This is a genomic window from Vibrio mediterranei (genome assembly GCF_900088415.1).
Lineage (GTDB): Bacteria > Pseudomonadota > Gammaproteobacteria > Enterobacterales > Vibrionaceae > Vibrio > Vibrio mediterranei.
Genome location: NZ_FLLQ01000001.1, coordinates 814,914 through 827,053, shown reverse-complemented (window position 1 = coordinate 827,053; position 12,140 = coordinate 814,914). Strand labels below are relative to the sequence as shown.

The 12,140-nt window shown below is 46.1% G+C and carries 11 protein-coding genes; 4 read left to right on the top strand and 7 right to left on the bottom strand.

Features of this window, described 5'->3' with window-relative positions; genetic code table 11:
- Positions 1-5 precede the first annotated feature (5 nt).
- The 5 genes from VME0621_RS03685 to VME0621_RS03665 all read right to left on the bottom strand — a co-directional run bounded on the left by VME0621_RS03685 (position 6) and on the right by VME0621_RS03665 (position 4,435).
- The gene (locus VME0621_RS03685) at positions 6-854 is read right to left on the bottom strand and encodes a PTS system mannose/fructose/sorbose family transporter subunit IID (RefSeq protein WP_006069166.1); all 849 of its coding nucleotides are present in this window, start codon (positions 852-854) and stop codon (positions 6-8) included.
- Positions 854-1,657 (bottom strand): PTS mannose/fructose/sorbose/N-acetylgalactosamine transporter subunit IIC, encoded by an 804-nt coding sequence (locus VME0621_RS03680; RefSeq protein WP_006069165.1) that lies wholly within the window; start codon positions 1,655-1,657, stop codon positions 854-856. Before VME0621_RS03680 ends, VME0621_RS03685 begins: the two co-directional genes overlap by 1 nt.
- Before the next feature lie 80 nt (positions 1,658-1,737).
- Positions 1,738-2,232 carry a PTS sugar transporter subunit IIB gene (locus VME0621_RS03675; protein ID WP_006069164.1) on the bottom strand — a complete coding sequence of 165 codons (495 nt, stop codon included), beginning with the start codon at positions 2,230-2,232 and terminating at the stop codon, positions 1,738-1,740.
- A gap of 11 nt (positions 2,233-2,243) precedes the next feature.
- On the bottom strand, positions 2,244-2,672 hold the full coding sequence (locus VME0621_RS03670) for a PTS sugar transporter subunit IIA (RefSeq protein WP_062455782.1): 429 nt from the start codon (positions 2,670-2,672) through the stop codon (positions 2,244-2,246).
- A gap of 2 nt (positions 2,673-2,674) precedes the next feature.
- Positions 2,675-4,435: a class I mannose-6-phosphate isomerase gene (locus VME0621_RS03665; RefSeq protein ID WP_062455779.1), complete on the bottom strand. Its 1,761-nt coding sequence runs from the start codon at positions 4,433-4,435 to the stop codon at positions 2,675-2,677.
- A 242-nt stretch (positions 4,436-4,677) separates the two neighbouring features.
- Between VME0621_RS03665 and VME0621_RS03660 the strand changes: the two genes are divergently transcribed.
- Positions 4,678-5,679: a LacI family DNA-binding transcriptional regulator gene (locus VME0621_RS03660; protein WP_038226332.1), complete on the top strand. Its 1,002-nt coding sequence runs from the start codon at positions 4,678-4,680 to the stop codon at positions 5,677-5,679.
- Positions 5,680-5,810: 131 nt separating this feature from the next.
- Entirely contained in the window at positions 5,811-6,401 is a 591-nt protein-coding gene (locus VME0621_RS03655; RefSeq protein ID WP_062455776.1) for an alpha-ketoglutarate-dependent dioxygenase AlkB family protein, read from the top strand.
- A 56-nt stretch (positions 6,402-6,457) separates the two neighbouring features.
- Here the strand turns inward: VME0621_RS03655 and VME0621_RS03650 are convergent, their stop codons facing one another.
- On the bottom strand, positions 6,458-8,098 hold the full coding sequence (locus tag VME0621_RS03650) for a diaminopimelate decarboxylase family protein (RefSeq protein WP_062455773.1): 1,641 nt from the start codon (positions 8,096-8,098) through the stop codon (positions 6,458-6,460).
- A 236-nt stretch (positions 8,099-8,334) separates the two neighbouring features.
- Between VME0621_RS03650 and VME0621_RS03645 the strand changes: the two genes are divergently transcribed.
- Together VME0621_RS03645 and VME0621_RS03640 are read left to right on the top strand one after the other, a co-directional pair.
- Positions 8,335-9,498, top strand: a complete 1,164-nt coding sequence (locus VME0621_RS03645) for a BamA/TamA family outer membrane protein (protein ID WP_231892901.1) — start codon at positions 8,335-8,337, stop codon at positions 9,496-9,498.
- Complete coding sequence (locus tag VME0621_RS03640; RefSeq protein ID WP_062455770.1) at positions 9,498-10,250, top strand: hypothetical protein; 753 nt, start codon at positions 9,498-9,500, stop codon at positions 10,248-10,250. Before VME0621_RS03645 ends, VME0621_RS03640 begins: the two co-directional genes overlap by 1 nt.
- Positions 10,251-10,274: 24 nt before the next feature.
- On the opposite strand, the gene ggt is transcribed toward VME0621_RS03640, so the two are convergent.
- Positions 10,275-12,011 carry a gamma-glutamyltransferase gene (gene ggt, locus VME0621_RS03635; protein ID WP_062455767.1) on the bottom strand — a complete coding sequence of 579 codons (1,737 nt, stop codon included), beginning with the start codon at positions 12,009-12,011 and terminating at the stop codon, positions 10,275-10,277.
- Between the last annotated feature and the right edge of the window lie 129 nt (positions 12,012-12,140).

The following is a 12,140-nucleotide window of genomic DNA, read 5'->3' as shown; positions in this document are numbered from 1 at the left end:
AAAAATTAGAAGAGACCGATAGCGACACCGATGAAAGAGATAACCACTAATGAAAGCATTGCTTTTACTGGGCTAAGGCCTTTTTTCGCCATCGCAAACCACGTGCCTAAAACGACAACTAATGGTAGTAGTTTAGGGAAGATTCCATCGAGCATCATTTGTACGTTAATGTCGACGCCGTCTTTGGTTGCAAACTCAAGACCAGTGCCTAGGTTGACGTAACTGGCCGCAACACCGCCCATGACGAAGACACCTAATAGTGACAACGCTTCACGGATCTTGGTTGAACGGTGGCTTACAAGCATCTCAACGGAGCCTGCACCCATCTTGTAGCCTTTCATAAACAGCTGGTAAGAGCCGATGATAGCGATGGCGTTGAATGCCACGATGTAGAAGATCGGGCCTAGCATGCTACCGCCAGCGGCTAGTGCCATACCAATACTGAGTAAGATAGGTACTAACATACCCGGAATCATGGAATCGCCAATACCGGCAACTGGTCCCATCAAACCGACTTTGAGTGTATTGATGGTCTCACCGTCAATAGGCTCGCCGTTGGCTTTCTTCTCTTCCATACCCACAGCCATACCATTGATGATAGCGCCCAACTGCGGTTCGGTGTTATAGAAGGAAGCATGACGTTTCATTGCTTCTTTTCGATCTTCTTGATTCGGGTAGAGCTTTTTCAAAGCAGGCATCATACCGAGACAGAAGCCAAACGATTCCAAGCGTTCAAAACTCATCGATGATAGGTTGTACATCATCCATGCACGCCAACATTTCTTAAGATCTTTTTTGTCGAGTGCGACCTTTGGTTCGATCTCAGTACCAATTTTGTTGTGTTGTACAGTCATTAGAATTCATCCTCGTCATCATCAGCCTGTTGAACTGGCGCAGCGTTAGCTGTTTGTGGTTCTGGTTTGTAGTTGTAATGAAGTAGAGCGAATAGTGCGCCAATCATTACCAAACCCACCATGTTGAGGTTTAGGAATACGATGCCAACGAAACCGACTAAGAAATAAATCAGCATCGTAGACTCTTTGATAATCTGCTTTAACAGAATTGCGATACCAACAGCAGGTAAGATGCCACCTAGAACCGTCATAGTGTTAATCACCATATCCGGGAGGCTAGCCATAAACCCTTCGATGTATTGGTTACCGAAGTAAACCGCAATAAAGGTCGGAATAAAGCGCATTAAGAAGTTGGTGACCTGCGGATAAATGGCGGAGTTCATGTACACGCCTTTCTCATCACCAGCTTCTATGGCTAAATCCGCTTTATGGTTCCAGTAGGAGTTAATAACCATCATAAAGTTGAAGATGATGGTGCCTGCGATACCGATGGTTGCGGCGATAGCAACAGCGACTTCCACGCCCTGTCCAGACATGATGCCTAGCGCGACAGCAGGGTAGGCGACGAAGTTAAGGTCGGCTGGCATGGAGCCGCCAGGTGTTACCATTGCGATGTAAACGGCTTGTACTGCCACACCAACCATGATGCCAGTTTGAATATCACCTAAGATGATACCCACCAACATACCGGACACTAGTGGTCGAGTGATTGTGTACCAACCACCTGTTAATCCAAGTAACCAGGGGGTGGAGAGGGCACCGAGATAGCAGAGTATCCCGATAAATACTGCTTCTATAAACATAATGTCATCCTTTAGCTCACGTATTAGTCGCTCCACTTTTGCCGCGAAAAGTCGCGTCAAAAGTGGAGGTTGTCTTGTTGTTATTTCAGTTTTTGCAGTGCATCTTGCCAGGTGTAGGAACTGGCATCAGGAACCAATCTGAAGTCGATGTGGTGACCGTCTTCTGAGAGGTAGTTAAATGCAGAGATTTCTTCTTGGTTGACGCATTGGTTGCCGCCAATTGTCGTTGTGCCTTCTCTAGCGCTCATTGGGCCAACGTTGATTTTGTTATTGAGATTTTCAAGGCTAATACCCGCTTCGCGAATGCGGCGCAGCGTGACTGGAGATTTCGCGATGACGAAATACTTCTTGTCGCTGGCGATCACCTTCGGTAGCTTGCTGACGGCGGTCGCCGTGTCAAATAGCCAAACTTTAACGTCGGTTACAGCGCCTTTCATGACTTGTGATAGCAATGGGTCAGCTGCAACAGCATCGTCAATGGCTACGATGCCATCACAAGGAAGTTCTTTCGCCCAACGAGTCATTAACTGTCCATGAATAACGCGGTCGTCGATACGCACAAATGAAATAGCCATAGTGTTTCTCCTTAAAAATCGTCTTCTTGTGCCAGCTCTACTGGCTTGGCAACGACAACCGTTTTTAGCGCTTCTTGCTGCAAGGTCGTTGCAACGTATGAAGCGTCCTTCTCTTCAACATAGTCTGCCGTCATTAAAAGTGTTGGGAAATTCACCCCTGTAACGACTTCAACCTTTGGATTGAAATCTGGGTTGAATGCGTAAGTGCAAGCAACGTTGTAAGGCGTGCCGCATTCCAAATCGCATAGCACAACAATGCCGTCGACATTGGGCGCTATCGCAGTGATTTCACGGTGGAAATCTTGTTTAAATTGCTCGATGCCTCCCTCTTCGGTGAGACAGATCGCAGTCGTGTTACTAAGTTCGCCAAATACCATGTTGGCACTGCTGATAAGTGCAGTGGCTAATGGACCGTGACTGGCTACGATAAAATGGAGCATGATTAACCTCTTACGAACGCTTTAATAGTGGCAATTTCTTGTCCTTCGCTTTCGCCATATGGTTGGATGACATAAGCGTCTATGTGAGCTGGGATAACGAAGGTTTCGGCATAATGAACAACAAATGGCTCAAATTTATTGTCTGGACTCAAGATAATTGCCTCTTTACCTTCGACTAAGTTCAGAACATTGACGGTTCCCTCAGTTTTATGAAGAACGGGTTTGCTGAACCAGTGGCGTCGAGTCTCGATAAACTCACGCTCATGCAGGCCTGTTTTTTCTTCTCTCCAGCCTTCACCTTCTGCGATTGGCGTAATGGCGTTAACTAGATGCTCCTTACACCATTCCGTGTTGCGTTCCCATTGAATGACTTCTTTACCGTGATCCAAATGCACTGGTCGTGGCAGGCCATCAAGCCCTAGACGATCCCAATCCCACAGTTTGAAAGTGAAGATGTATGGGGTTGCACTGATTTCAAGCACCATAGAGTCGGAGCCTGAGCAGTGAATAGTGCCCGCGGGGATTAAGAAATGGTCGTGCTTTTTCGCTGGGAATTGATTGATAAAGCGCTCATCATCGAATGACTTTTCGCCGCGCTGCGCTGCATATAAATCATCCATCATTTCATCTGGGTTGATGCCAGACTTAGTACCAAGGTACACACTGGCTTTTTCTCCAGCGTCTAACATGTAATAGCTTTCGTCCTGGGTATAGTGCATCCCAAATTCGTTCTGAATGTACTCTGTTAGAGGATGTACTTGCAGGCTTAGATGCTGACCTTGCATGGTATCGAGGAAGTCGAATCGAATTGGGAACTCGGCGCCAAAGCGCGCGTGAACACTGTCGCCTAAGAGAGCGCGCGGTTGTGTTAATACCAAGTCTTGCGATGGAATCTCGACAACAACGTCACCGTACTTAAGCAGTAGGCTGTTTTCTTCAGGAACGCAGTCAAAACACCATGCATAGTTGGGTTTGTCTTGGTCGAGGTCGCAGACTTCTTTCATCCATTGACCGCCCCAGACTCCAGGGTCAAAGAAAGGTACCAGTCTAAATGGTTGAGTTGTCGCTTGCTGTAAGCCTGCGTTGAACGCTGCGCCCGAAACCATTTTGGGGTCAAAAGCGGTGTTAGTGTCTAAGAGAAAATCAACATCTGACAACAGCTTGGTTTTATAGCGGTCGAAGACCCGCCATTCAATAAAGAATGAACGCTTGTATTTACGTAGGATGTCTTCGTTGTAGTTTCCTGCTCCCCAGTTGCCAAGTTCGCCACGGCGGAAGCGTTGCTGAATTTCCCAACGGGCTAAATCGGCGTAAACAAAGGTATCACCATCGACGACCAGTCTAGCGCCATGGCCAATAACAACGATCAAACCAGAGCTCGCATCGCGAACGGTTTGTTTTAGCCCTTGTAGCTTCTCGCTATCAAAAAACTCGTCCAGCTTGTGTGGTGCAATGACGCCAAATACTCGGTCATCGGTAATGTTGCGTTCTAGCATGGCGAAGATGTGTTCTTCGGAGTATTTCGCATCGTCCATTGACACCACAAGAGCGGGGGAGAGCGGTGCTACAAGCTGGTCGAGGAGTTCATTGTGATTGACACCATGATAGGTGTCGATCACCAAAATATGTTTATCTTGGCCCTGAATGCGTTGTTCAATTGTGTCAACGATACTGTCCCAACCGCGAACGGCAGCTTGGTCAAAGCCCTTCACTTCTACCTTTGGAAACTTGTCATAATTGGATTGACCAGATAGGTACTTCATACATCACCTTAAGTTAATCATTTGACTACAGTCTAATCACTCAGTTAATCAACTAACAAACTGGTTAACACGTTTAACCACTCATTTAGCAGTTGTTAACCAATAATTAGCAAGGCAATTTTGTAGTTAATCACATAATCATGACGATAAATGACAGTTGATTAGGTTAATCGATTAACCTTGTTTTAATCAGAAAAGAAAGTCGCTATAACTGGTGCTAATTTCATTTACTGGAGTTCAACATGGCCAAAGCAACCATTGCGGACGTGGCTAAGTATTGCGGTGTTTCCACCGCGACCGTGTCCATGGTATTGACTAACAAAGGGCGAATCTCGGCGACTACTCGTGAGCGGGTTTTAGAGGCGGTTAAGGAGCTTGGTTATGTTTACAATCAAGCAGCGGCTAACTTGCGACATAAGCGCAGTAATCTAGTGGGGCTCGTCACACCTGATATTACCAACCCTTTTTTCTCTGAAATGATCGCAGGACTTAGCCATTATCTTGAAGAGCAAGATTCGCTACTGTTTCTCGCCAATGCTGAAGAGAGCGTTGAGCGTCAAAGCAAATTCATCGATTCATTGCTGAGCCAGAACGCTGGTGGTGTAGTGATGTGCCCTGCGATGGAAACTAACTTGGACTTTTTGGAGACAGTACAAAGTCGTGGTTTCCCAATAGTGTTGGCTGTTCGACCTATTGGAGAAGATCAATTTGATTTCGTTGGTACCAATAACTTCATGGGCTTACAGTTGGCAACGGAGCACCTTATCAAAAAAGGTCACAAACACATTGCGTTCGTTGGTGGACTGGAGATCTCGAAGACGCGATCCCATCGTCTCGGGGGTTATATGTCGAAGTTGATGGAACATGGGATTCCGTTCAATGAACGATACATTCGAAGCTGTTCAGCGAGTCGTTCTGAGGGTGCTAAGGTAACGAGGGAGTTACTGGATCAGCACCCTGAAATTACCGCTATTATTGGCTACCAAGACATTGTTGCTTTTGGCGTAATGCGAGCCATTAAAGATCTCGGTAAAACCGTAGGCAAAGACATTGCGGTTGTGGGTTTTGATGACGTAGCAGAATCCGCGGATACTAATCCAGCGCTGACTTCCATCTCTGTTTCAGCACGAGAAATTGGCCGTGCGGCGGGAGAGATCATTCTGTCTCGCATGGAGGGCGACAAACAGCCATACAAAAGCGTGGTGTTCCCACCCAAATTGGTGGTGAGAAGCTCATGTGGCTAACGATAGAGTAACTTAGACTTATTAGAACGTTACTTAATTGAACGAGAAATGATATGTCGAACATTGGAAAAACTCGGTCTCTTCGATAAAGTATTGATTCCTACAGATGGATAAATCATCGGGTTTTAGTTATGGAATTAGCACGAGGAAGTTGGACTGAAATACCGGGCGGTAAACTACTGTGGATTCCTGATTTTATTGACGTGTTCGAATCATTAGAGTGGTTTCGTCTGTTAGACAGCGAGCTGCAATGGCGTGAAGATAAGATCATGATGTTTGGTAAATGGGTGACGATACCAAGGTTGCAAGCATGGTATGGTGATGCGAGTTATCAATACTCCAATTTAACGTTGGATCCGCTACCTTGGACACCGCATCTCGAAGACTTAAGACGGCGATGTGAGTTGGCTTCTGAAGCACCGTTTAATTCGGTTTTAGCTAATCTGTATCGAACAGGACAAGACTCGAATGGTTGGCATAGCGATAACGAACCAGAACTTGGCAACTCTCCAGTGATCGCATCGTTGAGCTTTGGTGGCACCCGCCGATTTGCGCTTAAACATCGAGAAACCAAGCAAAAGATAACGCTAGATTTACCCAGTGGAAGTCTATTAGTGATGGCTGGTGATACACAGCACCATTGGTTACATACGGTACCGAAAACAGCCCGCCATGTTGAACCGAGGATTAATCTCACGTTTAGGCATATCTACTCCAAATAAGCTTAAGGCAAAAAAGCTCCTACCAGTGGCGAGGAGCTTTTTCGTTCTACGTTACTCTATATTTTGTCGGCGCTTCGACGAGACACTCTGCGAGCCGCAGGCTTTTTGGCAGCGGGCTTTTTAGCAGCTGTTTTGGCTGCTGGCTTCTTCGTCGCAGCTTTACGTGCTGGCTTTTTCACTGGTGTTCTGGCTTTTTCGAGTTCCGCTTTTGCTTTGATAAAACGTTCTGGAAGTATCTGAGTTGCAAACACATCTTCTACGGTTTCTGCGCGCTTGATTAGTTCAGATTGACCATCCTTAACCAGTACTGTAGCCGGGCGCGGTAACGAGTTAAATTGGCTGGCCTGAGACTCAGCGTAGTGGCCTACATCCATAATCGCCAGTACATCTTTTGGTTGCAGTTCAGGCATGGTGGCTCCACTTTCCCAGATTGAAGGGATGCAGATTGGCCCTGCAATTTCAGTGGTTTTTGCTACCACTGGCTGTGTCATTTTATTCGCTGGAAGGACAGGGTTTTTAGACTCCTGAGATTCCACCAAGGTCGCTAGGTAAGTAGACGCATCTACCATAGTGTAGGTGTAGTCCATTTCTTGATCGTCTTTAACGACATAAACTGATGTGAGAAGCGTACCTATGTTACCTGCAATATAGCGGCCCGGTTCTAACCACAACTGAGGGATGTCAAAACCAGCACGGTTGAATTCGTCCAACATGCCCGCGCAAACCACTTTTGCGTAGTCTTCAATGGTATTGGCGTTCATCATGTGCTCTTTGCTACGACATTCAGGCTCACGTTCACGTGGCCAACCGCCGCCAAGGTCGACTTGGAATGGTTGAACATCACAAGCACGAGAAATTTCAATCACATCTTTAGCGTATTGGCGATACAACGCATCCCAGCCTGCTGGATCTTTAGAGAAACGACCTAGGTGAGTGTGGAAGCCGTAGAATTCAAATATATCGATCTCTTTTACGCGGTTAACGATTTTCTTCGCTTCTTCACGCAATAAACCAAACTTGATCCACTTCATTGCACCTTTGAAGTCAGGGAATGGGTAGGCATCTGGTGTGAAGTTGTCGAAGAAGTCGTCTGGTAGAACCTTGAGACGAACAGCAATTCTTACTTTGTCCTCAGGTTTTACTTCACGGGCGATACGTTCAACTATTTCGATTTCTTCATAAGAGTCTAGGTGAATGGCATAGCCGTACTCAATCGCTTTGCGAATTGCTAGCTCAGGCTTCACGGTGCCGTTGAGAGCGATCGTTTTCGGATCTGCTCCAGCAATATGAGTCGCTTCTACTTCACCTGGACCAAAGCAATCACCGCCAACACCTTCTTCATTACAAATAGCACGTACCGCGAAGTTCGTATTCGACTTGATCGCGAACATAACGTTGACGGGTTTCGGCCAGTAACTCCCAAACGCTGCTTTAACACGACGCAGGTTACCACGCAGTGTATCTTCACTCAGCACAAATAGCGGGCTGCCATACTGTTCAATAAGATCGTTTGCTTTGCAGCCTCCAATTAACAGATCGTCGCCTTTAGTCGTGAGTGTGTCTGTTGGAGTGAGAATATTCTCAAGACGCTCGGCGTAGTTCATGGTTGCTTTGTGCTCTTCAAGTAACTGCTTTTGCTCTGCTAATACCATGCCGAGATGGTTCACGGTTTCTTCTAAACGATCTTGATATTTCATGTCTGGCCTCTGTTAAAGGTAAAGTCTTGATTCATTTAACTAAGGCCTAGATTAACCAGTGGTTAAAACAGCATCATGTCACTCAGTGTCAATAAAAATTACGCTAAATCCAAATCGGTGTTAAATGAGAAAGAAACCCTTAGTACTAGGCTGTTAGTAGGTCGTTGATTTTAATTCTATTCCCCCCAAGCATCCCTTGCCGTATACTGTCGTTTTTCTCCAACGATTTCATAAACATGATGTTTAAATTTGCACAAGGAACCGTGTGTCGGTTAAGCGTGTTGCTCGCCGGTTTCTCTCCAGTTGCATTCGCTGTTGAACCTCTTATTGCTACTCCTAACGATTACCAGCCCAATATCGTGGACGATGTTCTGGATATATTCGGTGCTGATGCAGATTTTGATCGCTCAAAAACAATAGACATGAGCTATATTCCGACCGCCTACTATACGCCTGAAAAGCAATTCGGAGTGGGGCTGCTACTTGTGGGTTTATATAAAACTGATAAGGCGACAGAACAAGAACAGCCTTCTTCCCTAGTTGTTAACACTTATGCGTCAATGAACCAGTCTTATGGCATCAGTGCGGAAAACATGACCTACTTTAACCAAGGTCAGCAACGTCTAAATTTGGAATTGGAGCTGCATAATGAAGCGGCAGTTTATTATGGGATAGGTAGTGCCGCCGGAGATAACGAGAATAATAAAAATGATTTTGATGAAGTGCTGGTATCTTTCAAACCGACATGGATGACCGCACTAGCTGATAATTATTTTGTGGGTATAGGGGCAGAGGTTACACACGCTAAAGCAGAAAACATAGAAAGTGAAGCTGGGCCGACTTCTTTAACTTTGCCGAGTAGTACCAGTTCCGGTATTCGTCTTCTTAGTAGTTATGATTCGCGTGATTATCGTCTAAATGCCTCAGAGGGCTGGTTATTTGAAGTCGATGCGGCTTTGTTTCATCGTTCTGATAATAATGAGCAATATGGACGTTATGGCGTTGAACTCAACAATTATATTGATCTCTCTCCAATGCCTGGCCTTTTGGCTTGGCAGCTGCAAGGTCAGTTCAGCAGCGGTGATGTTCCATGGTATGCATTGCCTGATCTTGGAGGTTCAAGTGCGATGCGCGGTTATATTCGAGGTCGATATCGAGACAAGCAAATGGCGATGGGACAAGTCGAATACCGATTACCCGTTTTTCAACGTTACGGTGTGGTATTCTGGGGCGCGGCCGGTAGTGTAGCACCTAGTATTCATGAGTTGAACCAAGATGTACTTGCCTCTGTTGGAACTGGTTTTAGAGTCAGAATTAAAGACCGAATCAACCTGCGTGCAGACATAGGTAAAGGTAAGCATGAAACGCATTTCTATTTGAATGTGAATGAGGCGTTTTAATGGTTGTTAAGTTAACAAAAGCGTTGAATCACCTCGCTGGATTTGGTGTGCTGCTAACCTCTGCCGCCGTCAGTGCTGAAGCAATGAAATCGCATGATAATAGTGCACTGTGCCGAAATAGCTTTGACTATGCGATTTATTTTAGTGGCATTCGAACAGGCAGTATGCAGCGCTATGAGACGTTTGATGGGCACCAAGGGAGTGTCGAGTCTTATAGTCGCGCCAGTATATTAGGCATTGGTACTAAGTATCATCAGAAGGCTCAGTTTGTTTACCGAAATAACACTTTCCTTACTCAAACCTTTCATCAAAAGGTATCTGGATTTCGAAGTCGGGATATGTTGGTTAGCTTTTCTGAAAGTGGTCTTCAAAGTGAAGTGAACCTCAATGGTGAACTAACTTCCTACGATAATCCAGCCGAACCGCTTCGTGATATGGATACGCTTTCTCTTCAACTTAGAGAATGGGTCAAACAAGGGCTTAGTAGCTTCACGTTAACTAGGCAAGCTTCTGACGGCCCCGAACCGTATCAATACCAAGTAATGGCCTCGCAGCGAATGACGGTTGAGCCGTGGGGCGAGCTTGAGGTGATCCAAGTAGAGCAAACAGGTGCGGAAACCGTAACGTATTGGTTTTCACCAAAGTTAGATTATCAACTCGTCAAAGCGACTTATCATGGTTTTTTATTCAATGGTGGTTTAGAGCTCAAATCCATGACTTTAGGCTGTGAAGAAACAGAGTCCAGCATTTAGCCTCTAGACTCTGTTTCAATGATTTTAATCACCTAACGAAGTCGAGGCTCGGCGACGATCAGTGGCACCATGTAACTCGCCATCTTTAATTTCAATTGCGTTGAGCCCACTTACCACAGGGATGACGTGAACTTTGTAGCCCATTTCGGCAAACTCCGGCACCATAGACTCTGCAAATGTGCGCTTTTCGACCAATAGACCTGTAGGGTTATATGGCTTGGTACGGTCGATTTTTGTCCCGTACTGAATATTGGGCAGATCGATAGCATCTTGAGCTGGAAGATTCCAATCAACAATACCAACGATGGTTTTTAGCACATACCCCGGAATCTGAGAACTACCCGGACTGCCAACTACCAAACGCAACTGGCCTTTGTCATCCATCATCATTAGTGGCGTTATGGCAGAACGTGGTCGCTTACCTGGTTCGATAGAGTTTTGAACTGGCTTACCCTTGATACTCGGAATTGAAGAGAAGTTTGCCATCTGAGCATTAAGTAAAACGCCATCGACCATAACGCCGGAGCCCATTCCCGTTCCGACGGTACTCGTCATGGCTACCGCGTTACCTTGTGCATCGATGATAGAAATATGTCCAGTGTCTTGACTCTCAAAACCCTCGTGATTGGCTGGCGTCTTAGCCGGAGGCAATCCTGGTTTTATCGATTTCTTATTACCTGCCCCTTGCTCAGGAATGAGCTCATAGCGATCATCGATATAGTCTTCCGCAAGCAGTTCTTTGACGGGTGTATCAACGTAGCTAGGATCGCCTGCGTATGCGATACGATCTTCCTTAGCGAGTCTCATCGCTTCTACCATTAGTCGCCAAGGTTCGGCGCTGGTGTACGTCATGTTGGAGATATCATACTTCTCGAGCATGTCAAGTGACTGAGAAACAAGGACACCGCCGGAAGCAGGGTAACCGAATGAGACGATTTGATTGCCTCGGTAATTTGAGCGGATGATATCGCGTTGCTTCATTCGATAATCGGTAAAATCCTTTAGAGTGAGTTTGGCTTGTCCGTCTTTTAGCTGTGCGTTGACCGTCTCAACAATACGCTCTGCCAATGGCCCCTGATAGAGATAGCTATCGCCTTGTTGGGCGATCATTTTAAGTGTTTTCGCCATTTTAGGGTTGGTCATTTTGGTACCAGTTGGCCGAATCGTCTCTCCTTTCCAGTACAGCGCTTTTATCTCCGGGTCATTGACTAAACGTTCACTTTCACGCACGACAATGTCATAGGTATAGCTGTTCATAGCGTAGCCGTTTTCAGCATAATCTATAGCTGGCTGGACCAACTGTGCCCACCCTAACTTGCCATGCTTTTGATGTGTTTCGTAGAGGAGCTTAAGGGTCCCTGGTATTGCGACGGAGCGAGGTCCCAATATGTCGTTTCGGCTTATTGCCTTGCTGTTGTCATCGAGAAACATGTCGGGCGTTGCACTCGCTGGAGCGGCATCTCGTCCATCGTAGGCGGTAAAGCTTTTGGTTTCATTGTCGTAATATAAGGCGAAGGTACCACCGCCAATACCAGTCATGTCCGGCTCAACAACCGACATAACCATTTGCATAGCCACCATAGCATCAATAGCATTTCCACCTTGCTTGAGAATGGTGTAGCCAGTGCTTGTGACGTAAGGATTGGTAGCACTGACCATAAACTCTTTCCCAGTATCATTGGGAATGGTCGGGAAAGGGCTTGGCTGTGCAAAAGCCGCCGATGAAACAAGCGATAACAGAACCGCGTAGCGTACTGACATGAGGGCCTCGGTGTTTTTGGATACATTTACTATTAAGGGTAGGAAGTATCAGTAACATATCCACACACCGAGTTGATTACCGTCCGGTCATCACTTTGTCATTGATAGGTCAGAGGGTTATATAAGTTA